We start from the raw sequence: 22,538 nt of genomic DNA on the forward strand, positions 1-22,538 counted from the left end.
GTTTCTTCTCGTCTTCAGTTGTTGCGGTGAACTTGGCGCACAACCTCGGCCGCAATGCGGCGGGCGCTCGCGTCCGTCGTCATGGCGCTCTCAACCGGATCTGCGTCGGCTTCCATCAAGGCCCCTAGGCTGTTCATGCGGTCCAGGGTCCCCGCCACCGAGGCGGCAATATCGAGAAAGCCGATCTGACGGTCAAGAAACGCCGCCACGGCCACTTCATTGGCTGCGTTCATAGCAGCCGGAGCGCCGCCGCCTAGCCGCATCGCCTCTCGGGCGATGGTAATGGACGGAAAACGTTCCAGATCAGGTTGCTCGAAGGTGAGTTGGCCATAAGCGGCCAGATCAAGACGCGGCGCGGGCCAAGGCAGCCGATCAGGCCAGGCGAACGCGCAAGCGATCGGACTGCGCATGTCGGGCGGGCCAAGCTGGGCCAGCGTCGAGCCGTCGGCGTACTCCACCAGACTGTGAATCACGGACTGCGGATGGATCACGGCCTCGATGCGCTCTTCCGGAGTATCGAACAGGTACGAGGCCTCGATCATCTCCAGCCCCTTGTTCATCATGGAAGCAGAATCGACCGAGATCTTGGCGCCCATCGACCAATTTGGATGAGCGATGGCTTGTTCAGGCGTGGCGACCGCCATCTGTTCGCGGGTCCAGGTGCGGAACGGCCCCCCGGACGCCGTCAGGATCAAGCGCGATACGCGTTGGATACAGGCCGGCTGCAGAACCTGGAAAATTGCCGAGTGTTCGGAATCGACCGGTATCACCGATCCGCCCGACTCGCGCGCGATCCTCAGCAGGGCGGGCCCGGCGCAGACCAGACTCTCCTTGTTCGCCAGAGCGATCACCGCGCCCGTTCGCGCCGCCGCCAGGGTCGGCGCCAGGCCTGCGGCTCCGACGATGGCCGACATCACCCAATCGGCGCCCATCGATGCGGCCTCGATGATCGCCGCCGCCCCTGCCGCCGATCGAACGCCCGTATCCTTCAAGCCGTCGCGCAGAGCGCCTAGCTGGCTCTCGTCCTCGATCACCGCGACAGTGGGACGCCAGCGGAGCGCCTGTTCGATCAACCGCTCGACGTTGCGACCGGCCGTCAGGGCCAGAATCTCGACCTCGACGCCGGCCGCTTCGAACAGTCCCAGGGTCGAAACACCGATCGACCCCGTGGAGCCGAGAACCACGACCCGCCGGACGGCCATCAACGCGCCAATCCGTAAAGATAGATCAGCCGCACTGCGGCAATGACGATGGCCGCAAACATCAGGCCGTCAACGCGATCCAGCAGACCGCCGTGACCCGGGATCAGGTCCCCGGAATCCTTCACGCCGAACCGGCGCTTCAGCATCGATTCCCAGAGGTCGCCCATCATCGTGGACAGGCCGCCCAGAAACCCGATCAGCGCGGCGACCGGCCAGGTCAGGTTCATGTCCGGCAAGGCCGGCAGCAACGCAGAAAGGGCATCAATACCCACTGCGGCGATCGAAGCGGCCACCAAGCCACCAAAGAACCCCGACCAGGTCTTGTTTGGCGAGAATTTCGGCCAGAGCTTGGGTCCCTTCAGGATGCTGCCCACCACGAAGGCGAAGATGTCAGCGAACCAGGTGACCGCGAACAGCAGAAGCGTCCAGCTGAGGCCAGCGTCAATCATGCGCAGCCAGACCAGGGCGATGCACGCCGGCGCAATGTAGATGACGCCATAGGCTGCGTCGGCCCGGCGCTCGACCGCGCCTCGGGCGATCAAGGCGGCCAGGATCGCACCCGCAACCAAGAGCGGCCAAGTCAGATAGTAGTGTCCGCGGAATGCAGCCACGACCGCCACCAGAACGGCGACGCCTATGGCGAGAGCCACGCCCTTGGGCGCGCGCGGCGCGCTCATCATGCCCCACTCGCGGGCCAGCAGCGCGACACAGACCGCCACGAGCGCCAGGAACCAGACGTCACCAAACCATACGGCGGCCACGACTGTGGGTACGAGCACGGTGGCTGAAAGCACCCGTACCCGTAAGTTTATCCAGTTGAAGCGCTTAGCCGGCGACGGCGACGTCATCGGCAGTAATGCCTCCATAGCGTCGGTCACGCCCGCGATATTCCGCAATGGCGGCCGAGAGCGCTTCGGGTCCGTAGTCAGGCCAGAGCACGTCTTGAAAAACGAGCTCCGCATAGGCGCATTCCCACAGCAGGAAATTCGAGATCCGCTGTTCTCCGCTGGTGCGAACGATGAGATCGGGGGCCGGCGCAGCGGACGTCGACAACAGCCGCTCGAAAGCGCCTTCGTCGAGATCGGAAGCCTTCGCCTCCCCGCGCTCTACGGCCTCTGCAAACGCGCGGGCGGCGTCAGCGATGTCGCCGCGACCGCCGTAGTTGAAAGCGACTTGAAGTATGAACTTGGTATTGCTGGCCGTACGGCGCTCGGCGCGCTCGATGATCTCTTGAATGTCGGCGGCAAGTCCCGTGCGACGGCCAATGATCCGCACCCGGACACCTTCACGGGCCAGGCGTTCCAGATCCGATTCGACATAGGCCTTCAGCAGACCCATCAACTCGGAAACCTCGTGCGCCGGACGGCTCCAGTTCTCGGTCGAGAAGCCAAAAACGGTCAATACGCCAACGCCAAGATCCGGCGCGGCCTCTACCGTGCGCTTGAGCGCATTGACGCCCGCGCGGTGCCCAAGCGCGCGCGGCATTCCGCGCCGCTTAGCCCAGCGACCGTTACCGTCCATGATGATGGCCACATGCAGAGAGCGATCCGACGCATCGCCCCCAGCGCGCGCCGAAACATCTTGCAGGCCGGTCGTCGCCGACATTGCTTCAAGCCTTCCCTAACCGTCCCGTTACTCAGGTCGGCGCCTAAACCTGCATGATCTCTTGCTCTTTGATTTTCAAGGCCTCGTCGACCTTCCTGATGGCTTCGTCGGTCATCTTCTGGACCTCGGTTTCCATCTTCTTCAGCTCGTCCTCGCTGATGACACTGGCCTTCTCGGCCTTCTTGAGGTCGTCATTGGCGTCTCGGCGAATGTTCCGCACGGCGACCTTCTGCGCCTCGGCATACTTGCCGGCGATCTTGGTCAAATCCTTGCGACGCTCTTCAGTCAACGGCGGGATCGGGATGCGCAGGTTGTTGCCTTCGACCACAGGATTGAGGCCAAGATCCGAATTGCGGATCGCCTTTTCCACGGCCGAGACAACGCCCTTGTCCCAGATATTGACGTTGATCTGGCGCGGCTCTGGGACGCTGATCGAAGCGACGGTGTTGAGCTGGACCATCGAGCCGTAGGCGTTAACGACGATCTGGTCGAGCAGGTTGGAAGAGGCGCGACCTGTGCGCAATCCGGCGAAATCTTCCTTCAGGGCCAGCACGGACTTCTCCATGCGCTCCTTGTAACGGGACAGAACTGGCTTTTCGGCGGCGGCCATGGCGGGGCTCTCTTCGCTAGAGTTTAGGCGGCGTCTTGGGCGACGACGGTAAAGGTGCCCTCGCCCCGCAGGACGTTCAGCAGATTGCCGCGCCCCTTGATGGAGAAGACCACGATCGGAATATTGCTGTCGCGCATCAAGGCGACGGCCGAGGCGTCCATGACCCGCAGGTCCTTGGCCAGCACGTCCATATAGGTCAGGCGGTCATAGCGCTGGGCCGAAGCGTCCTTCTTCGGATCAGCGGTATAGACCCCATCGACGCTGGTGCCCTTGAACAGGGCGTCGCACTGCATCTCGGCGGCGCGCAGAGCGGCGGCGGTGTCGGTTGTGAAGAAGGGGTTGCCCGTTCCGGCGGCGAAGATCACCACCCTGCCCTTTTCCAGGTGACGCTGGGCGCGGCGCCGGATGTAGGGCTCGCAGACCGTCGCCATCGGAATAGCCGACTGCACGCGGGTCGATACGCCAATCCGCTCAAGCGCGTCCTGCATGGCCAGGGCGTTCATGACTGTGGCCAGCATGCCCATATAATCGGCGCTAGAGCGTTCCATGCCCTTTGCGGCTCCGGCCATGCCGCGGAAGATGTTGCCGCCGCCGATGACCAGGCACAGCTCAACGCCAGACTTGACGATCTCGGCGATATCTTCAGCGACGGACTGTACCGTGTTGGTGTCGATGCCGTAGGGCGTGTCGCCCATCAGCACTTCACCGGAAACCTTCAGGAGCACGCGGCGGTAGGGCTTCGGCATGGCGGGGCTGGATTCAGACATGGGCCGGGCTCTTCCTGAGTCGTCGGGACGCAACATAGTGCGCGTTCGTCAAAAGTGGGATCGGTTTTGCGCGCGCCCGGCTGCAGATGGCCTCAGAGGGCCAAAATGCGCGGACACAGGCGCAAGAAGGGCGCGGCGCGCGTCACACGCGCCGCGCCCTTCGAAGACGGAAACTCCAAGCGCCGCCAAACGGGCCTGGAGCTTCACCCAGTCTTAGGCTTGGCCAGCCATGGCGGCGACTTCAGCGGCGAAATCGCCGACCGGAGCCTTCTCGACGCCTTCACCCAGGGCCAGGCGAACGAAGCCCTTCACGGTGAGCGGCGAGCCCAGTTCCTTGCCAGTCTCGGCGACCAGCTGCTCGACGGTCTGGTCTGGGTTCATGACGAAGGCCTGCTTCAGCAGCACGACCTCTTCCAGGAACTTGCGGATGCGGCCTTCGACCATCTTCTCGACAACGGCGGCGGGCTTGCCCGACTCCAGCGCCTGCTCGGTGAAGATGGCGCGTTCTTTTTCGATCGCGGCCTGGTCCAGATCGTCCGGCGACAGCGACAGCGGCGAGGTCGCGGCGACATGCATGGCGATCTTGCGGCCCAGCTCCAGAATCTTGGCCTGGTCGCCGGCGCCTTCGATGGCCACCAGCACGCCGATGCGGCCGAGGTCGGGCGCAGTGGCGTTGTGGATGTAGGTCGACACGGCGCCTTGGGCGACGCTGAAGCGCGCGGAGCGACGAGCAACCATGTTCTCGCCGATGGTGGCGATCAGGTTGGTCAGCAGATCCGCAACAACTTCACCGTCGGCGGTCTTGCCGGCGTTGATGGCGTCGACGCCATCATTGTCCAGGCCAACAGCCGCGATCTTGCGGACGGCGTTCTGGAACAGTTCATTGCGGCCCAGGAAGTCAGTCTCGGCGTTCACTTCGACAGCGGCGGCGGTCATGCCGGCGCCTTCGATGCGAACGGCGATGCCAACGAGGCCTTCGGCGGCGACGCGGTCAGCCTTCTTGGCGGCCTTGGACAGGCCCTTGGCGCGCAGCCAGTCGATAGACGCATCGATGTCGCCCGCGTTTTCAACCAGCGCCTTCTTGCAGTCCATCATGCCGACGCCGGACTTCTCGCGCAGTTCTTTCACCAGCGCAGCGGTCACTTCAGCCATGAGATCCTCCATATTCAAACGTTTAGCGACCGGGCTTGATAGCCCGGTCGCATGTCATGATCACAACGGTCCTCAAACGAGAGGACGGTCGTCCTATCAGCTCGCCGCGGGCTCTTCGGCGACGGCTTCGATCGCTTCAGCGGTCGCTTCTTGAGCGGCCTCGGGAGCAGCGGCTTCAGCAGCCACCGGCTCGGGAGTCAGTTCGCGAGCCAGGGTCGGTTCCATCGGAGCAACCGAAGCGCCCAGATCGACGCCCGACGAGGCCTGACCAGCGGCCAGGCCGTCGAGGACGGCGTCAGCAATCAGGTCGCAGTACAGCTGCAGAGCGCGGGCGGCGTCGTCGTTGCCCGGGATCGGATAGGTGATGCCGTCCGGATCGCAGTTGGTGTCCAGGATTGCGATGACCGGGATGTTCAGCTTGCGGGCTTCAAGGATCGCGATGGCTTCCTTGTTGGTGTCGATCACGAACATGATGTCGGGGATGCCGCCCATGTCCTTGATGCCGCCCAGCGACAGTTCCAGCTTGTCGCGTTCGCGGGTCAGCTGCAGCAGTTCCTTCTTGGAACGGCCTTGGCCTTCGCCACCCATGATGCCTTCGAGTTCGCGCAGACGCGCGATCGAGCCCGAAACGGTGCGCCAGTTCGTCAGGGTGCCACCGAGCCAGCGGTGATTGACGTAGTACTGGGCGCAGCGCTTGGCGGCGGTGGCGACAGGATCGGAAGCCTGACGCTTGGTGCCGACGAACAGCACGCGACCGCCGGCGGCGGCGACTTCACGCACCTTCACCAGGGCCTGGTGCAGGAGCGGAATCGACTGCGACAGGTCGATGATGTGGATGTTCGAACGCGAGCCAAAGATGTAGCGGTCCATCTTCGGGTTCCAGCGGTGCGTCTGGTGGCCGAAGTGGGCGCCAGCTTCCAGGAGCTGACGCATGGAGAATTCGGGAAGCGCCATGAGGCCTATAATCCTTCTTCCGGTTGAACCTCCGCGGACACCCCCGACCCAGACATCTGGAGCGGGACCGGAACGGCGGCGCCGGGATGTCTCCCCGGGTCACAGCCGAACGTCCGCGTGTGGAATGGCGCGCAGATAGGCGCGATTGGATCAAAAAGCAAGTCTTGTCAGGCTGCAGCGCAAAGAGGCTGGTACTGCAACCACAACCGGATGCAAGAGAGGATGTCCTCTAAGCTCGTCGTTCAAGGGCTAACTGGACTCAGCAGCAGACCCACCCATCCGTCTGGAAGACGGAGCCGAAACTTCTTGGTTGAAACTCTCGACGATAGCATCGAACAGATCGGCTTGGGCTCCCATGCCATCGGCGCTGAGCGCATCCGCGACGTGGCCGGCGAGATCAGCCAGGATGATCCCCCAGGCCGAAGTCTCCCGAGCCACGCCGTCGGCGGCATACAAACCGAACTTGAGCGAGCAATGCAGTCCCTGCTCTGCGATCCAAACCCGAGCGAGCTCTAGGGCATTGACGTCGCGGAGCGCCGCCGGAAGAATTGCGCGGGCGTCCATCCTGACCTCATGAACCAGAGTTTGACCTTGTCAGGGGAAGGAGGCCGAGCTCGACTCTGTTGGCGCCAGCCATTCAGAACGCCTTGCCGTTCACCTGGACCGGCTCAAGCGCGAAGACATCGATCTTGTCGAGGCAGCGCACATTTATCGCGAACATGCATGCGCCGCCGGGAGCTTCACCGCGTCCAAAGGATTCGATGCCGCATTCCGTGCAGAACAGGTGCGAGATCTTGCCCGTGTTGAAGCGGTACTCGGTCAGAGCGCCCTGCCCTTGCAGGAGCGTGAAATCGTCCTCGGCCGCAAAGGCCAGAACCGAACCCAGCTTGCCGCAACGCGAGCAATTGCAACTGATCAGATCCTCAAGCTCGACCTCTACCTCGAACCGCACCCTGCCGCACTGGCAACCGCCCTGATGTCTGGCCATCCGCGCCTCTCCCGCCCTAGACGTCTTCGAGCAGCGCCACGCCCGGTGCGGTCTTCAATGCGCCGCGCAACGAGGCGTCGAGCGCATAGCGACCCGGCAGCTTCAGCTCGATCTCGCGTCCGCCGCCGATCGCGGCGATGAGGCTGATCTCGCCGCCCTTCTGAGACACCGCCGGCTCGAGCCGTTTTCGCAAGGCCTCGATTTCAGTCGCTGAGGGCGACAGGTGAACGCGCAGCCCCGCCACCACGTTCTCGATCGCTTTCTCGATGGGCTCTGCGTCATCGCCAAAGAACCGCACCTCGCCATCCCGGGCCTTGGCGCGCACCTTGATGGCGACCGACTTGCCAGGCTCCAGCACATCCCGACACTTCCGCAAAGCCTCAGGCGGAAAGAGGACTTCATATTCGCCCGTTGGATCCGACAGCGAGACGAAAGCGAACCGCTCACCGCTTTGCGAAGCCCGTTCCTGACGACGCCGCACAACGCCGCACATCCGGAAGGCTTCCATCCCGGCCTCGGCCTGGGGAATCACCTCGGTCAGCATGGCGGTGCGTTTACGGCGCAGCATGCCCACCATGTCTTCAAGCGGGTGGCCGGTCAGGTAGAAGCCAACAGCAGCCAGTTCTTCGTCCAGCAGATCGACCTGGTTCCAGGGCTCAGTCTTCTTCAGGCGCGGCCGGCCTGCGGCTGGATCGCCGCCAAACAAGGCATGCTGACCGCCCTGACGATCAGCGGCGATGCTTTGACTGTGCGCGATCAAGACGTCGGAGGAGGCCAGAATCTGGGCGCGATTCTTGTGGAAGGAATCAAAGGCTCCTGCGCGCGCCAGGTTTTCGATCGCCCGCTTGTTCACCTGCTTTGGATCGACCCGCTCGACGAAATCAAAGATGTCGCGGAACGGGCCGCCCTCCTCGCGCACGGCGACCAGGTGCTTCATGGCTTCCAGGCCCACATTGCGCACCGCGCCCAGGGCGTAGAGCACTTCGCCGTTTTCGACCTCGAAGTCGGCCCCCGACCGATTGACGTCAGGCGCTCTCACCGTGATGTCGAACCGGCGGGCGTCCTGATGGAAAACCGCCAGCTTGTCTGTGTTGGAGATATCCAGGCTCATCGACGCGGCCAGGAACTCGACCGGCGTATTGGCCTTCAACCAGGCCGTTTGATAGGCGATCAGCGCATAGGCGGCCGCGTGGCTCTTGTTGAAACCGTAGCCCGCGAACTTGGCCACCAGTTCGAAGATTGAACCCGACTGCTCTTCAGGGACGTTCTTCAGCTTGGCGCCGTCGACGAAACGGATCTTCTGAAGATCCATTTCCTCCTTTTTCTTCTTGCCCATGGCCCGGCGCAGAAGGTCGGCTTCGCCCAGGCTGTAGCCCGCCAGGATCTGGGCGATCTGCATCACCTGTTCCTGATAGACGATGACGCCGTAGGTCTCCTTGAGCACCGTCTCGAGCGACGGGTGCAGGGTATCGACGGGTTTACGGCCGAACTTGCAGTCGACGAAGGTATCGATGTTGTCCATCGGCCCCGGTCGATAGAGCGAGATCAGAGCGGTGATTTCCTCGATCGACCCGCACCGCATCTTGCGCAGGGTGTCACGCATGCCCTGGCTTTCCAGCTGGAACACGCCGACCGTCTGGCCCGAGGCCAGCAACTCATAGGTCTTGGGGTCGTCGAAGGGCAACTTGCTCAGATCGACATCCGCGCCGCGCTTCTTCAGATGTTTTATGGCGCGATCCAGCACCGTCAGGGTTTTCAGACCCAGGAAGTCGAACTTCACCAGCCCAGCGCTCTCGACCCACTTCATGTTGAACTGGGTGGCGGGCAGGTCGGAGCGCGGATCCTTGTACAGCGGCGTCAGCTGAGTCAGCGGCCGGTCGCCGATCACCAGGCCGGCGGCATGGGTCGAGGCGTTGCGGAACAGGCCTTCCAGTTGCAGGGCCACGTCGAGACAGGCCGAGACGTTGCCGTCTTCCTTCTTGGCCTGCTTGAGGCGCGGCTCCAGTTCGATAGCCTGGGCCAGGGTCACCGGCGCGGCCGGGTTGTTGGGGACCATCTTGCAGAGCCGGTCAACGAGACCGAGCGGCAACTGCATCACCCGTCCGACGTCGCGCAGCACAGCGCGGGCCTGCAGCGAGCCGAAGGTGATGATCTGAGCCACGCGATCGCGGCCGTACTTCTCCTGAACGTAGACGATGACCTCTTCGCGTCGCTCCTGGCAGAAGTCGATGTCGAAGTCGGGCATGGAGACCCGCTCAGGATTCAGGAACCGCTCGAACAGCAGGCCAAAGCGCAGCGGATCCAGATCGGTGATGGTCAGCACCCAGGCGACCAGCGACCCGGCGCCCGAACCCCGGCCCGGGCCTACGGGGATACCGTGCGACTTGGCCCACTTGATGAAGTCCGACACGATCAGGAAATAGCCGGGGAATCCCATCTTGATGATGATGCCCAGCTCGAAATCCAGTCGATCCCAATAGACCTGCTCATCGACTGCCAACGGGTTTTCGGCGAGTCTTGCACGCAGACCTTCGCGAGCCTGATGTTTCAGCTCGTCCGGTTCGCTGCGTCCGTCGCCCGTCGGAAAGCTCGGCAGGATCGGGTCACGCTTCTTAACCAGGAAGGCGCAGCGACGGGCGATGTCCAGGGTGTTGTCGCAGGCCTCCGGCAGATCCGAGAACAGCTTGCGCATGTCGGCGGCCGGCTTGAACCAGTGCTCGGGCGTCACACGCCGGCGTTCATCCTGTCCGACAAACGCGCCGTCGGAAATGCACAGCAGGGCGTCGTGCGCGTTGTAGAGCTCGGCCTTGGCGAAATACACATCGTTGGTCGCGACCAGCGGCGCGTCGTGCTCATAGGCCCAGTTCACCAGACCCGGCTCTGCTGCGGCCTGACGCGGCAGACCATGGCGTTGCAGCTCGACATAGAACCGATAACCAAACACCCGGCTCATTTCGGCCAGGGCCTGGACCGCTTCGGCGCTCTTTCCGGCCGCGAACAGCGCGTCAACCGGACCATCGACGCCGCCCGATAGCAGGATTAGTCCTTCAGCGTGCTCGACCACCTTGGACCAGGGCACGATCGGCTCGGCCAGATCACCGCTTTCGAGGTAAGCGATCGACGAAAGCTCGGAAAGATTGAGATAGCCCCGCTCGTTCTGGGCCAAGAGCGTGACTGTCGGCGCTCGCGCCCATCGCTCTGTTGGACCAGCGCCGATGCCTGACACGGGCAGCGCGCAGCCGATGATCGGCTGGATCCCCGAATCCTTGGCGTAGGAGGAATATTCCAGAGCGCCAAATAGATTGGCCCGATCCGTCAGACCCGCCGCAGGCATCCCGGCAGCCTCGGCCAATTTACCGATCACGTCAGCCTTGATGGCGCCTTCCAGCAGCGAATAGGCCGAACGGACCCGAAGGTGGACGAAACCCTGTCCTTCGCTGCCCGACATCGCCCACGTCTCCAATCAATCGACTCAGGCCACCAACTGGGCGACCGAGCACATCATCCAGACGAAGCTGACGACGGATACAAGAGCCAAAGACTCGCGCGCGATACGGATCACAGGAACCTCCACAATGGTTGCTTGTTTGTTCCATATTCTTCTTTTGTTCTGTTCACAAGATGTTCCGCCACGATCCACCGGATATTCTTGCCGAGAGCCATTCGAAGGCCCTCAGGGGGCTTTGCCCTGGACGCCGGATCAGTTCAGATCAGCCCCATGCGCCTGATCATCGACACAGACACCGCCGGAGACGACGTCTTCTCCCTGATGCTCGCCCTCTCCCGACCGGGCGTCACTGTTGAGGCGATCACGATCGCCCACGGCAATGTCGGCTTCGTCCAGCATGCGGAGAATGCGCTGGTCACGTTGGAAGTCTGCGAGACGCAAGGCGTGCCAGTCTATCTGGGCGCCCAGGCTCCATTTTCCCGTGCGCCGCTGGACGCGGCCTATGTGTTCGGTGCGGACGGCATGAGCGATATGGGCTTTGAACTGGCCACCCAGCGCCCGGCCAACGGTCACGCGGTTGACGAGATCGTGCGAAGGGTGATGGCGGCTCCGGGCGAGATCACAATCATTGCCCAGGCGCCCCTGACCAATATTGCGCTGGCCTATCTGCGCGAGCCGCGCATCGCCCAGGCTGTGAAACATCTCTGGGTCATGGGCGGCACCGACAACGGCGTGGGCAATGTGACGCCCGCCGCCGAGTACAATTTCTATGCCGATCCTGAAGCCGCCAAGATCGTGATCAACGCCGGCTTCAGGCTGTCCATCGTGACGTGGACCGAAACGCTGCGTGACGGGCTGCTGGATATTGCCCAACTGGCTGAACTGGAGGCCTTGGGCACGCCCCGCGCGCGGTTCTTCACCGACGTCAATCGCGCTTCCCTGGCCTTCGCACAGCAAACCGAAGGTCTGAGCGGCAGCCTGCACCCGGACGCCCTGACATGCGCCGTCGCGCTGGATGAGAGCCTGATCCTGGAAGCCGAGCAGGCCGTCATTGATGTCGAGACCCTGGGTGAACTCACGCGAGGTTATCTGAGCGTCTCGCACGCGATCCTGCCCGACATCGAGGTCGCTGATCCGGCACTCAAACGCAGGCCGCAGAATGCCCGCGTGATCAAGAAGATCGATCGGAGCGGCTTCTTCGCCGCGTTGCGCCGAGCGCTGCTTTAGCCAGGCGCTGCCCTAAAAGGTCTGCTGCTCGAGATGGCCGTCTCTGAGCGCGAACACCCGATCCATGTAGCGCGCTAGATCCATGTTGTGCGTGGCGATCAGCGCGGCCACACCCTGGCCGCGGGCCAGGCTGTACAGCGACTGAAACACAGCCGCCGAGGTCGCCGGATCCAGATTGCCCGTCGGCTCGTCGGCCAGCAGCAGTTGCGGCTTGTTGGCCAAGGCACGGGCGATCGCCACGCGCTGTTGCTCGCCACCCGACATCTGGGCCGGCTGATGGTTCACCCGGGCATTCAGGCCAAGCTCCGTCAGCAGCTCAAGAGCGCGCCCCTCGGCCTCGGCCCGACTGCGCCCGGCTATCAGGCCGGGCATGGCCACGTTCTCGAGCGCGCTGAACTCGGGCAGCAGGTGGTGGAACTGGTAGACGAACCCCACCGTGCCCAGGCGGATCCGCGTGCGGATCCTTTCCGACAGCTTCGAGCAGTCGCGCCCCCCCAGAGCTACGAGCCCGGCGTCGGGACGTTCCAGCAAGCCGGCCGAATGCAGCAGCGACGACTTGCCCGATCCCGAGGGGCCGATCAGTCCGACGACCTCGCCTGGATAGACGTCGATGTCGACGCCGCGCAGCACGGGAAGATCGCCGGCTTCGGTCTTGTAAACGCGTTCGACGCCGCGCAGCGACAGAACAGGATCACTCATAGCGCAGCGCCTCTACCGGATCGATACGCGAGGCGCGCCAAGCCGGCGGCAGGGTCGCTGCGATGCTCATCAGGGCCGAGAGGCCGACAATGCCGCCCACTTCGGCCCAGTCGATCTTCGCGGGGATGTGCGAGAGCATATAGACGTCGGCGCTGAAAACGGCCGTGCCCGTCACCCATTCCACGAAGTTCTGGATCGGCGTGATGTAGGCGCAAAACAGCACGCCCAGCAGCAGGCCTGTCAGGGTGCCCGCCACGCCGATGGAGGCGCCGGCCATGAGGAAGATGCGCAGGATCGATCCCTGCCCTGCCCCCATGGTGCGAAGAATGGCGATGTCCTTGCCCTTGTTCTTGACCAGCATGACCAGGCTGGAAATGATGTTCAGCGTGGCGATCGCGACGATGCAGAAGAGGATCAACCGCATCACCTTCCGCTCGACTTGCAGGGCCGTGAAGTAGCTATGGTTCTTGTCCATCCAGTCGGCGACGAGCGCGCCCGGACCACTGGCGGCCTCGACTGCGGGCTTCAGGGCCTTGGCGTCATCGGGGTCATCAACCTTGATCTCGACATAGTCGACCGAGGTGTCACGCCCGAAGAACAGCTGTGACTGGTCGAGCGGCATGTAGACATAGGCCTCGTCAAACTGGCTCATGCCGACGCTGAAGATGCCACCGACGATGTAGTCCTTTTCGCGGGTCGAGGTCCCGAACGCCGTCGCCGGGCCGGAGGGCGAGATCAGGGTGATAGCGTCGCCCGGGGCGACCCCAAGATTGATCGCCATGCGGTCGCCAATCAGCACGATATCGCCGCCGAACTCGCCTTGGCCAAAGCCGGCCATCGAACCCTTCTTGATATTGTCGGCTATGATCTTCAGGCCGCGCAGATCGCGCGGCGTAACGCCCCGCACGATCGCGCCGGTTACCTGGCTGGGGCCAATGACCATGGCCTGGGCTTCAACCATAGGGACGGCCTGAACAACGCCAGGCACCGCGCGGATACGACTGATCACACCATCCCGGTCAGGGCCATTGATCAGGGGCGACTGGGCGTAGAGATGGCCGTTGAAACCCAGGATCCGGCCCAGCAGTTCGGCCCGGAAACCGTTCATGACGCTCATGACGGTGATGAGGGCGAACACAGCCAACATCACAGCGCTGAATGAGATCACCGAAATCAGGGCGACGCCGCCGTTCTTGCGCTTGGCGAACAGGTACCGCCGCGCGACGGACCGCTCCCAGCGGCTGAATGGTCCGGCCGCCCTGAGATCGCTCATTAGCCAGCCTTGCTTTGCGTGAGGCCCGCCAGGACGGACTCCAGCGAGGCGGTCGAGCGCTCGCCGGTCGCGCGGTTCTTGATCTCAACCACGCCTTCGGCGATGCCCTTGGGGCCGATGATCATCTGCCAAGGCAGACCGATGAGGTCCATGGTGGCGAACTTGGCGCCGCCCCGGGCATCTGTGTCGTCGTAGAGCACCGTCTTGCCGGCGGCGATCAGCGCCTTGTAGGCGGTATCGCAGGCCGCATCGCAAGCCGCATCGCCCTGACGCATGTTGATGATGCCCACATCGAAGGGCGCCACGGACTCGGGCCAGATGATGCCGGCGTCGTCATGGCTGGCCTCGATGATTGCGCCCAGCAGACGCGAGACGCCCACGCCGTATGAGCCCATCTGCACCGGAACATCCTTGCCGTCCGAGCCCGTGACCAGAGCGCGCATCGGCTCGGAATACTTGGTCCCGAACGAGAAGATATGGCCCACCTCGATGCCGCGCGCCGACAGCCGGTCACCTTCGGCGACCTGGGCGAAGGCGGCCTCATCGTGCATTTCCTCGGTCGCGGCGTAGAGCGCCGTCCGTCGGTCGACCAGTGGCTGCAGATCGCCATACCAGTCGACGTCGGGGCCGGGCGCGCCCATCTCGACCAGATCCTTGTGGCAGAACACGGCGCTTTCGCCGGTGTCGGCCAGGACGATGAACTCGTGGCTCAGGTCGCCGCCGATCGGACCGGTGTCAGCGCGCATCGGCACGGCCTTCAGGCCCATGCGATCGAACAGGTTCAGATAGGCCACGAACATGCGGTTGTAGGACTTGCGCGCACCCTCGACGTCGAGGTCGAAGCTGTAGGCGTCCTTCATCAGGAACTCGCGGCCGCGCATCACGCCAAACCGCGGACGGGTCTCATCGCGGAACTTCCACTGCACGTGGTAAAGATTCTTGGGCAGCTCCTTGTAGCTCTTCACCGACCCACGGAAGATCTCGGTGATCATTTCCTCGTTGGTGGGGCCGTAAAGCAGCTCGCGCTCATGACGGTCTACGATGCGCAGCATCTCAGGGCCGTAGGCGTCATAGCGGCCCGACTCGCGCCACAGGTCGGCCAGCTGCAAGGTCGGCATCAGGAGCTCGATGGCGCCGGCGCGATCCATCTCCTCGCGGACGATCTGCTCGATGCGGTTCAGCACCCGCAGGCCTAGCGGCAGCCACGCATAGATGCCCGCCGCTTCCTGGCGGATCATGCCGGCGCGCAACATCAATTGGTGCGACACGATCTGGGCGTCGGACGGAGCTTCTTTCAGCACGGGCAGGAAATAGCGCGACAGGCGCATCAGAAAGACGTCTCCGAGGAAATGCGAGGGCCTGAGATAGCCTCTTGGCCGTTAGCTTGGCAACGCGCGCGGCGAAAAGATGACCGCGAGAGCCATTTCAAACGAAAAGAAGGCCGCGCGATCCTCGCGCGGCCTTGCAAGTTCATCGTCGGGGAAGACGCCACAGAGTGAGATCAGAAAGCGCTGATCTCGTACGATGACCTTACGCCTCCGAACATTTGTTGGGGCACGCACTTGCAGCGGGCAGCGCGCATTAGGGCGTTTCGCCCAAGCCTTGTGCGATTGCAGGGGCAAAGATCGCATCACGCCCAAGGCTTGGGCGCCATGGCGACCCTAATAGGTGGCGGGCAGCGCCGGCAGGCTGATCAGGTGAAAGCGGATGATCAGCCAAAGCACGGCGAACACCGCGATCGACACCCAGGTCGTGGTGAAAAACTTGCGCTTCAGATTAGGATTCACCGGCGCGCCCGGGTCGCCGCCACCCGGCGGCTTGATCCCCATCTCGTGATAGCTGCGCGACCCAAGAGGCAGAACGACGAAAAGAACCGTCCACCATATGGTCAGGAAGATCGCGATGCCGGTAATCGGGCCCATCAGTGGTGCGCCTCCTTGGGCGTCTCCATGAGTTCGACCAGAAGGCCGCCCATGTCTTTGGGGTGAACAAAGATAATCAGCGTTCCGTGCGCGCCGATACGCGGCTCGCCCAGCACCGTAGCGCCCTTGGCGACAAGCGCGTCACGCGCTTCGTAGATATTCTCGACCTCGAAGCAGATGTGGTGCTGGCCGCCCTTGGGGTTTTTGGCCAGAAACCCATGGATGGGCGATGTCTCGCCGTAAGGCTCTATCAGTTCGATCTGGCTATTGGGCAGGTTGACGAAGCAAACCCAGACACCCTGTTCCGGCATTGCCCACTTCTCGGTGACCGATGTCGCGCCCAGCAGGTCGCGATACAGTTTCAGCGACTCGTCGATCGACGGCGTCGCCACGCCAACATGATTGAGTTTGCCGATCATGATCTGCTCCCAAGCGCTTCTCGTTCGCGCGAAGGCCTAACACCTGAGCCACAGCGCGAAAAGAGCCGCCCGCCGTGTCGTTTGCACGGCGGGCGGCTGCTTACGTAACGTTAGACGCGAAGGACCGTCGTCTCGACGACGGGCTTGCGCTCCCAGATCCGGAACGCCGCCTTCTTCACGGCGCGCGAGATGGCGTTCTCGATCGAGTCGTCCAGTTCCTTCTGATCGCCGCCCAGGCGCTTGAAGGCCGTCTCGGCCTCCTCAGCAAGATCGTCCATGGCTTCGCCCAGCGGATACTCGTTGTCGCCCGCCAGACCCAGGCCCCGCACCTGCGGCCCAGAGACGATACGGTTCTTGCCGTCCAGAACGATCGACACTGCCAGCATGCCATTGAAAGCGACATGGCGGCGCTCGCGCAGGGCCTGACCGTTCTCGGCCGTGACCACGCCGCCGTCGACATAGAGGCGACCGGCCGGAACCTCGTCGATGATCTCGGCGCGACCGGGAGCCAGGCGAACCATGTCCCCATTGCGCGGTGTCACCTGCTGCGGAACCTGCAGGTCACGGGCGAAGGCGGCATGCTCGATCAGGTGACGACGCTCGCCATGGGTCGGCACGGCGATCTCAGGGCGAGCCCACTGATACATTTGCTTGAGTTCGTCGCGGCAAGGGTGGCCGCTGACATGGATACCCGGCGTGTCGCGTTCGGTGTGCAGACGAACGCCGCGATCGGCCAGCTTGTTCTGCAGGTTGCGGATCGGAATCTCGTTGCCCGGAATGACCCGCGAACTGAAGACCACGTGATCGCCCTGCGAAAGCTTCACGTGCGGGTGGGTTCCCTCGGCGATGCGCGACAGGGCCGCCCTCGCCTCGCCCTGGCTGCCGGTGCAGAGGAACAGAACTTCGTTTTCGGGCAGGTACTTGGCCTGGTCGTCGGTGATGAAGGGCTCAATGCCCACCAGCAGACCGACCGAACGCGCGGCTGCGCTCATGCGGTGCATCGAACGCCCAGCCAGACAGACCTTGCGACCGGCAGCCTGGGCGGCGCGGATCACGGTATCCATACGGGCCACATTCGAGGCGAAGCACGCCACAGCGATCTTGCCGGTAAGGCCGGCGATCAGCCGGTTCATCGCCACGCGCACATCGGCTTCCGAGCCTGCTACGCCGTCGACAAACACATTGGTGCTGTCGCAAACCATCGCAAGGATGCCCTCGTCGCCAAGCTTGCGGATGGCGTCGATGTCGGTGGCTTCACCGAGCTGTGGATCGGGATCGATCTTCCAGTCACCGGTATGCAGGATCGTGCCCAGAGGGGTCTTGATCGCCAGGCCGTTCGGCTCCGGGATCGAGTGGGTCAGGGTGATCATTTCCAGATCGAACGGGCCAATCGAGAACTTGCCGCCCAGAGGCACCTCGGTGATCGGCACCTCATCGAGCAACCGAGCGTCCCGCAGTTTCTCGCGCAGCAGGAAGGCGGTGAAGGGCGTCGCATAGACCGGCGCCTTCAGTCGCGGCCAAAGCCAGTGCACCGCCCCCAGGTGATCCTCGTGGGCGTGGGTCAGCACAATGCCCAGGATATCGTCGGCATAGGCCTCGATATACTCGGGATCGGGCAGGATGATTTCGACACCGGGGGTCGTCTGGTCGCCGAAGGTGACTCCCAGATCGACCACGATCCACTTGCGAGCGTGGGCCGGGCCAAAGCCATACAGATTGAAGTTCATGCCGATCTCGTTCGACCCGCCGAGCGGCAGGAAAACGAGTTCGTCTTGAGAAGATTTTGTCATCAGGTCTCTGAGGTGGTGTTGCGACGGTGAATTTCGAGGAGTCCGCGGATCGTCAGATCCGAATCGAAGTGATCGATGCAGTCCGTGGCGCCTTCGAATAGTGAGGCGACCCCACCGGTGGCGACGACGGTCATGGGCTCCGCGCGCTCAACCTTGATGCGCGCAACAAGTCCCTCGATCAAAGAAATATAGCCCCAGAACACGCCGGACTGCATGGCGCTGACGGTGTCGGTTCCGACTACACGGTTGCCGGCGGGGCGTTGAATGGCGATGCGCGGCAGCTTAGCAGCCGCCTCGTGCAGCGCCTGCATGGAAAGATTGATGCCTGGCGCAATAATGCCGCCTTCGAACCCCCCGTCCGCGCCGACAATGTCGAAGGTGGTGGCTGTGCCACTGTCGATGACGATCAAGGGGCCCGGATAGACCATGTGTGCGCCCACGGCGTTCACCAGACGGTCAGCGCCGGCCTCGGACGGCTTGTCGATCCGCACCTCGACGCCCAGCTTCGCATTCTCGCCGATCACGAGCGGATCGACATTAAAGTACCGGCGCGAAAGGTTGCGCAGGTTGAAGATCGACTGCGGGACCACGCTGGATATGATGCAGGCGTCGATGGCCCGAAAACCCAGCCCCTGCATCGAAAGCAGTTGCGACAGCCACACAACATACTCGTCAGCCGTACGGGTGCTCTCGGTGGCAGACCGCCATTGAGCGATCCAGCTCTGGCCATCGTGGATGGCGAACATCGTATTGGTGTTACCCTGCTCTATCGCCAGCAGCATCAGTTTGCCTCACCGAAGAAGACATCGCCGGCCGTGATGCGCCGCAACCGACCGTCAGGCAACCGAAGCCTCAGGGCACCGTCGCTATCGAGCCCCTCGGCGACACCTTCGATGGTCTCGGTTCCCAGACGTGCCACGCAAGGTTCGCCCAGGCCATGGGCCCGCGCTGTCCAGGCGTCGGCAATGGCGGGAAAGCCCAGCGTATGCCAGACGCGCGACCATCGCTCAAACGCGCCGGCCAACACCTCTATGGCCTCTGCCGGTGATGGCGGGGGCGCTGCGCGATGGGCGGTCAGTGCGGTGGCGGGACGCTCGCTGTCGATCGGCTTACGCGCCAAGTTCACTCCGACGCCAACGGCCAGCCATAGCCCGCCGGTCGGGCGGCTCCCGGATTCGACCAGGATGCCGCTGACCTTCATTCCGCCCAACAGCGGATCATTGGGCCACTTCAGGCTGATCAAGGATGCCGGAACATAGGCCGCAAGAAGATCAGCGACGGCCAGTGCGGCGACAAACGAAACCTGAGCAGCCTCCGCAGGCGACTTGTCAGTGGAAAACAGAAGGGTAGCGGCGAGGTTGCCCTCCCCTGTCTCCCAGGCGCGACCTCTTCGACCACGCCCCGCCGTCTGCCTAAGGCCAAGCAGCCATAGTGGACCCGCTTCGCCCGCTTCCGCGCGGCGACGGGCCTCGGCATTTGTGGAGTCGATCTCGTCGAGAACGACGACGGGCGGCCCTTCTGGAGCTGAGGGAACGCCCGTCACGTCACGCGTGGCCAAAGGCCGCAGCTGCGGCCTTGGCGGCCGGGTCGAGCCAGATCAGTGCGACCAGAACCACCGGGAAAGCAAACAGGGCTGCTGCGAAACCCACAGCGCGCGCTGCTGGGGCCGGGGCATCCACGGCGCCTTTGGAGGCGTCGAACCACATGCTCTTGATCAGGCGCAGATAGTAGAAGGCCCCGACGACGCTGCCGACCAGGCCCAGCACAGCGGCCCACTGCAGCATGACGTCGCCCGAGCCGAGCGCGGCCTTGAAGACGTAGAACTTCGACCAGAAGCCCGAGAACGGCGGCAGACCCAGGGCCGACAGCGAGAACGCGGTCATGGCCAGGGCGATGCCCGGACGTTCCTTGATCAGGCCAGCCATGTCCTCGATGGTCTCCATCGGCTTGCCGTCGCGGCTCAGGGCCTGAAGGCAGGCGAAGAAGCCGGTCACGTCGACCATGTAGAGGACCATGAAGACCAGCATGGCGTGCATCCCGGTCTCACCGCCCGTGGCAACGCCCAGCAGAGCGTAGCCGACATTGGCGATCGAACTGTAGGCCCAAAGGCGCTTCAGATTAGTCTGGGCCAAACCGGCGAAGGCGCCGACAAAGACCGAGATCAGCGCGGCGATCACCAGGACCTGACGCCATTGCGCGACCGAATCCGGGAAAGCGTCGCCCAGCACTCGGGCAAACATCATCATGGCTGCAAGCTTCGGCGCGGCGGCGAAGAAGCCAACGACCGGGGTCGGAGCGCCTTCATAGACGTCCGGCGTCCACATGTGGAAGGGCGCCGCAGAGACCTTGAACGCCAGACCGCAGATCAGGAACACCAGGCCAAACAGCAGGCCAACGCCGTGTGCATCATGCGCAGCAGCGGCAATGTCGGCAAACCGGGTCGAGCCCGCAAAGCCGTAGATCAACGACGACCCGTAGAGCAGCAGGCCGGAGGAAAGCGCGCCGAGGACGAAATACTTCAGGCCGGCTTCCGAAGCCTTGGCGTCGTCGCGACGGAACGCCGCCAGCACGTAGAGCGCCAGGGATTGCAGTTCGACACCGATATACAGGCTGATCAGGTCGCCAGCCGAGGCGGTGACGCCCATGCCTAGCGCCGCCAGGATCACCAGCACCGCATATTCAAACTTCTGGTCGCCGCGCTGGGCCAGCCAGCGATCGCCCAGAACGATGCCGATGGCGCTGGAGATGAAGATCGCAACCTTGGCGTAGGTCGCCGCAGCGTCGGCCGAATAGACCCCGTTGAAGGCGTGACCGTGTGGACCGACCACGGCCGCAGCGGCGGCGGCGAGCAGCGCCAGGACCGAGGCTAGCGTAAAGGCCGGACTCGTCTTGCCCTGGAAGGCCCCCCAGACCAGCAGGACCAGGGCCGATACCGCGAGAATGACCTCGGGCAGGATCAGCGAAAGATTGGCTGAAAGCGTCATCAGTCCCTCACCCGGCCAAGGCGGCGCGCCAGGCGCCGACCAGCGCGTCGACGGACGACGCGGTCAGGTCAAATACGAAATTCGGATAGATGCCGAGCACCAGGGTCGAGATGATCAGCGGCGCGAAGATCAGGATCTCGCGCTTGTCGAGATCGGTGATCGTCTTGAGTTGAGGATTGACGATCTCGCCGTACATGACCCGGCGATACAGCGTCAGGGCGTACATCGCCGACAGGATCACGCCGCTGGCGGCGAACAGGGCCGCCCAGGTCGAGACCTGGTAGACGCCCGTCATCGTCAGGATTTCGCCGACGAAGCCCGAAGTGCCCGGCAGGCCGACATTGCCCATGGTGAACAACAGGAAGGTCGCTGCGTACCAGGGCATCCGGTTGGTCAGGCCGCCATAGAACGCGATTTCGCGGGTGTGCATGCGGTCATAGACGACGCCGACGCAGAGGAAGAGCGCGCCGGAGATTACCCCGTGGCTCAGCATCTGGAAGATCGCGCCCTGCTCGCCCGCCGCATTGCCCGAGAAGATGCCCATGGTCACAAAGCCCATGTGAGCCACCGACGAATAGGCGATCAGCTTCTTGATGTCGGTCTGACGGAAGGCGATCAGCGAGGTGTAGACGATGGCGATGGCCGACATCGCGAACACCAGCGGCTGGAACATCTCCGACGCATTGGGGAACATCGGCAGGCTGAAGCGCATGAAGCCATAGCCGCCCATCTTCAGCAAAATACCCGCCAGGATGACCGAACCGGCGGTCGGCGCCTCGACGTGGGCGTCGGGCAGCCAGGTGTGAACCGGCCACATCGGCATCTTCACCGCGAAGCTGGCGAAGAAAGCCAGCCACAGCCAGGTTTGCAGCCAGGGCGCAAACTTGAAGGTCATCAGTTCGTGAATCGAAGACGTACCCGAGATGGTGATCATCGCCAGGATCGCCGCCAGCATCAGCACCGAGCCGAGCAGCGTGTAGAGGAAGAACTTGTAGGCCGCGTAGACGCGACGCTTGCCGCCCCAGATCCCGATGATCAGGAACATCGGCACCAGGCCGCCTTCGAAGAACAGGTAGAAGAGGATCAGGTCCAGCGCGCAGAACACGCCGATGACCAGGGTCTCCAGCACCAGGAAACAGATCAGATACTCAACCAGCCGCTTCTCGATGGAACGCCAGCTGGCCAGGATACAGATCGGCAGCAGGAAGGCCGTCAGCAGGACGAACAGGATGGAAATCCCGTCGACGCCCATGCGGTAATGCAGGCCCGCGAACCAGGCCACGTCTTCCACGAACTGGAAGCCGGGGTTCTTGGCGTCGAACTGCGCGACCATCAGGATCGACAGCGCGAAGGTCACCAGGGTGGTCGCCAGGGCGATCCACTTGGCCAGATTGTCGGTGGCCGCGTTGTCGCCCTTGATAGCGCGCAGCGCCAGAAGGACGGCCACGCCGGCGAGCGGAGCGAAGGTTGTGAGGCTGAGAAGGCCGGTCATCGATCC

21 protein-coding genes are annotated in these 22,538 nt (G+C 63.4%); 1 reads left to right on the forward strand and 20 read right to left on the reverse strand.

Annotation, left to right across the window (positions count from 1 at the left end):
* Positions 1-14 precede the first annotated feature (14 nt).
* The 10 genes from dxr to dnaE all read right to left on the reverse strand — a co-directional run bounded on the left by dxr (position 15) and on the right by dnaE (position 10,726).
* On the reverse strand, positions 15-1,214 hold the full coding sequence (dxr, locus tag ACW17Z_RS02335) for a 1-deoxy-D-xylulose-5-phosphate reductoisomerase (RefSeq protein WP_492058474.1): 1,200 nt from the start codon (positions 1,212-1,214) through the stop codon (positions 15-17).
* The gene (locus ACW17Z_RS02340; protein WP_492058475.1) at positions 1,202-2,050 is read right to left on the reverse strand and encodes a phosphatidate cytidylyltransferase; all 849 of its coding nucleotides are present in this window, start codon (positions 2,048-2,050) and stop codon (positions 1,202-1,204) included. The genes dxr and ACW17Z_RS02340 overlap by 13 nt, the downstream gene beginning before the upstream one ends.
* A complete protein-coding gene (gene uppS / locus ACW17Z_RS02345) occupies positions 2,028-2,807 on the reverse strand; it encodes a polyprenyl diphosphate synthase (protein WP_492057439.1) in 780 nt (259 codons plus the stop codon). Before uppS ends, ACW17Z_RS02340 begins: the two co-directional genes overlap by 23 nt.
* A gap of 43 nt (positions 2,808-2,850) precedes the next feature.
* Positions 2,851-3,417, reverse strand: coding sequence for a ribosome recycling factor (gene frr / locus ACW17Z_RS02350; RefSeq protein ID WP_419255242.1), 567 nt, complete (start codon positions 3,415-3,417; stop codon positions 2,851-2,853).
* A 23-nt stretch (positions 3,418-3,440) separates the two neighbouring features.
* Positions 3,441-4,163 (reverse strand): UMP kinase, encoded by a 723-nt coding sequence (gene pyrH, locus ACW17Z_RS02355; RefSeq protein ID WP_419321461.1) that lies wholly within the window; start codon positions 4,161-4,163, stop codon positions 3,441-3,443.
* A gap of 234 nt (positions 4,164-4,397) precedes the next feature.
* Complete coding sequence (tsf, locus tag ACW17Z_RS02360) at positions 4,398-5,336, reverse strand: translation elongation factor Ts (protein WP_419255241.1); 939 nt, start codon at positions 5,334-5,336, stop codon at positions 4,398-4,400.
* Positions 5,337-5,432: 96 nt separating this feature from the next.
* Complete coding sequence (gene rpsB / locus ACW17Z_RS02365; RefSeq protein WP_419317186.1) at positions 5,433-6,290, reverse strand: 30S ribosomal protein S2; 858 nt, start codon at positions 6,288-6,290, stop codon at positions 5,433-5,435.
* A gap of 249 nt (positions 6,291-6,539) precedes the next feature.
* On the reverse strand, positions 6,540-6,854 hold the full coding sequence (locus ACW17Z_RS02370; RefSeq protein WP_492057440.1) for a DUF5076 domain-containing protein: 315 nt from the start codon (positions 6,852-6,854) through the stop codon (positions 6,540-6,542).
* A 73-nt stretch (positions 6,855-6,927) separates the two neighbouring features.
* On the reverse strand, positions 6,928-7,278 hold the full coding sequence (locus ACW17Z_RS02375; protein ID WP_492057441.1) for a GFA family protein: 351 nt from the start codon (positions 7,276-7,278) through the stop codon (positions 6,928-6,930).
* 16 nt (positions 7,279-7,294) lie between these two features.
* Positions 7,295-10,726 carry a DNA polymerase III subunit alpha gene (gene dnaE / locus ACW17Z_RS02380; protein ID WP_492057442.1) on the reverse strand — a complete coding sequence of 1,144 codons (3,432 nt, stop codon included), beginning with the start codon at positions 10,724-10,726 and terminating at the stop codon, positions 7,295-7,297.
* Between the two features lie 270 nt (positions 10,727-10,996).
* On the opposite strand from dnaE, the gene ACW17Z_RS02385 reads away from it, so the two are divergent.
* Positions 10,997-11,953 (forward strand): nucleoside hydrolase, encoded by a 957-nt coding sequence (locus tag ACW17Z_RS02385; protein ID WP_492058476.1) that lies wholly within the window; start codon positions 10,997-10,999, stop codon positions 11,951-11,953.
* Between the two features lie 12 nt (positions 11,954-11,965).
* Here ACW17Z_RS02385 and ACW17Z_RS02390 read toward each other — a convergent pair whose 3' ends face one another.
* From ACW17Z_RS02390 to ACW17Z_RS02435, 10 genes are all read right to left on the reverse strand, one after another.
* Entirely contained in the window at positions 11,966-12,652 is a 687-nt protein-coding gene (locus ACW17Z_RS02390) for an ABC transporter ATP-binding protein (protein ID WP_419317192.1), read from the reverse strand.
* Positions 12,645-13,925, reverse strand: a complete 1,281-nt coding sequence (locus ACW17Z_RS02395; protein ID WP_492057443.1) for a lipoprotein-releasing ABC transporter permease subunit — start codon at positions 13,923-13,925, stop codon at positions 12,645-12,647. Before ACW17Z_RS02395 ends, ACW17Z_RS02390 begins: the two co-directional genes overlap by 8 nt.
* Positions 13,925-15,253, reverse strand: a complete 1,329-nt coding sequence (gene proS, locus ACW17Z_RS02400) for a proline--tRNA ligase (RefSeq protein WP_419317194.1) — start codon at positions 15,251-15,253, stop codon at positions 13,925-13,927. Before proS ends, ACW17Z_RS02395 begins: the two co-directional genes overlap by 1 nt.
* A 333-nt stretch (positions 15,254-15,586) precedes the next feature.
* A complete protein-coding gene (locus ACW17Z_RS02405) occupies positions 15,587-15,847 on the reverse strand; it encodes a DUF1467 family protein (protein ID WP_419317195.1) in 261 nt (86 codons plus the stop codon).
* Positions 15,847-16,266 carry a methylmalonyl-CoA epimerase gene (gene mce / locus ACW17Z_RS02410; RefSeq protein ID WP_419255232.1) on the reverse strand — a complete coding sequence of 140 codons (420 nt, stop codon included), beginning with the start codon at positions 16,264-16,266 and terminating at the stop codon, positions 15,847-15,849. The genes ACW17Z_RS02405 and mce overlap by 1 nt, the downstream gene beginning before the upstream one ends.
* Before the next feature lie 110 nt (positions 16,267-16,376).
* Positions 16,377-18,056, reverse strand: coding sequence for a ribonuclease J (locus ACW17Z_RS02415; RefSeq protein ID WP_492057444.1), 1,680 nt, complete (start codon positions 18,054-18,056; stop codon positions 16,377-16,379).
* Entirely contained in the window at positions 18,056-18,841 is a 786-nt protein-coding gene (locus ACW17Z_RS02420) for a type III pantothenate kinase (protein ID WP_419321462.1), read from the reverse strand. Before ACW17Z_RS02420 ends, ACW17Z_RS02415 begins: the two co-directional genes overlap by 1 nt.
* Entirely contained in the window at positions 18,838-19,599 is a 762-nt protein-coding gene (locus tag ACW17Z_RS02425; RefSeq protein WP_419321463.1) for a biotin--[acetyl-CoA-carboxylase] ligase, read from the reverse strand. Before ACW17Z_RS02425 ends, ACW17Z_RS02420 begins: the two co-directional genes overlap by 4 nt.
* Position 19,600: 1 nt before the next feature.
* On the reverse strand, positions 19,601-21,040 hold the full coding sequence (gene nuoN / locus ACW17Z_RS02430) for an NADH-quinone oxidoreductase subunit NuoN (protein WP_419317197.1): 1,440 nt from the start codon (positions 21,038-21,040) through the stop codon (positions 19,601-19,603).
* Between the two features lie 7 nt (positions 21,041-21,047).
* Positions 21,048-22,532: an NADH-quinone oxidoreductase subunit M gene (locus ACW17Z_RS02435; RefSeq protein ID WP_492057445.1), complete on the reverse strand. Its 1,485-nt coding sequence runs from the start codon at positions 22,530-22,532 to the stop codon at positions 21,048-21,050.
* Positions 22,533-22,538 lie beyond the last annotated feature (6 nt).

It is taken from the genome of Caulobacter sp. GSs2 (genome assembly GCF_058680895.1).

Bases quoted from the DNA above. Each gene is read 5' to 3' on its own strand.
- ACW17Z_RS02340 (WP_492058475.1), bottom strand. From the start codon at position 2,050: ATGACGTCGCCGTCGCCGGCTAAGCGCTTCAACTGGATAAACTTACGG.
- uppS (WP_492057439.1), bottom strand. From the start codon at position 2,807: ATGTCGGCGACGACCGGCCTGCAAGATGTTTCGGCGCGCGCTGGGGGC.
- frr (WP_419255242.1), bottom strand. From the start codon at position 3,417: ATGGCCGCCGCCGAAAAGCCAGTTCTGTCCCGTTACAAGGAGCGCATG.
- pyrH (WP_419321461.1), bottom strand. From the start codon at position 4,163: ATGCCGAAGCCCTACCGCCGCGTGCTCCTGAAGGTTTCCGGTGAAGTG.
- tsf (WP_419255241.1), bottom strand. From the start codon at position 5,336: ATGGCTGAAGTGACCGCTGCGCTGGTGAAAGAACTGCGCGAGAAGTCC.
- rpsB (WP_419317186.1), bottom strand. From the start codon at position 6,290: ATGGCGCTTCCCGAATTCTCCATGCGTCAGCTCCTGGAAGCTGGCGCC.
- ACW17Z_RS02370 (WP_492057440.1), bottom strand. From the start codon at position 6,854: ATGGACGCCCGCGCAATTCTTCCGGCGGCGCTCCGCGACGTCAATGCC.
- ACW17Z_RS02375 (WP_492057441.1), bottom strand. From the start codon at position 7,278: ATGGCCAGACATCAGGGCGGTTGCCAGTGCGGCAGGGTGCGGTTCGAG.
- dnaE (WP_492057442.1), bottom strand. From the start codon at position 10,726: ATGTCGGGCAGCGAAGGACAGGGTTTCGTCCACCTTCGGGTCCGTTCG.
- ACW17Z_RS02385 (WP_492058476.1), top strand. From the start codon at position 10,997: ATGCGCCTGATCATCGACACAGACACCGCCGGAGACGACGTCTTCTCC.
- ACW17Z_RS02390 (WP_419317192.1), bottom strand. From the start codon at position 12,652: ATGAGTGATCCTGTTCTGTCGCTGCGCGGCGTCGAACGCGTTTACAAG.
- ACW17Z_RS02395 (WP_492057443.1), bottom strand. From the start codon at position 13,925: ATGAGCGATCTCAGGGCGGCCGGACCATTCAGCCGCTGGGAGCGGTCC.
- proS (WP_419317194.1), bottom strand. From the start codon at position 15,253: ATGCGCCTGTCGCGCTATTTCCTGCCCGTGCTGAAAGAAGCTCCGTCC.
- ACW17Z_RS02405 (WP_419317195.1), bottom strand. From the start codon at position 15,847: ATGGGCCCGATTACCGGCATCGCGATCTTCCTGACCATATGGTGGACG.
- mce (WP_419255232.1), bottom strand. From the start codon at position 16,266: ATGATCGGCAAACTCAATCATGTTGGCGTGGCGACGCCGTCGATCGAC.
- ACW17Z_RS02415 (WP_492057444.1), bottom strand. From the start codon at position 18,056: ATGACAAAATCTTCTCAAGACGAACTCGTTTTCCTGCCGCTCGGCGGG.
- nuoN (WP_419317197.1), bottom strand. From the start codon at position 21,040: ATGACGCTTTCAGCCAATCTTTCGCTGATCCTGCCCGAGGTCATTCTC.
- ACW17Z_RS02435 (WP_492057445.1), bottom strand. From the start codon at position 22,532: ATGACCGGCCTTCTCAGCCTCACAACCTTCGCTCCGCTCGCCGGCGTG.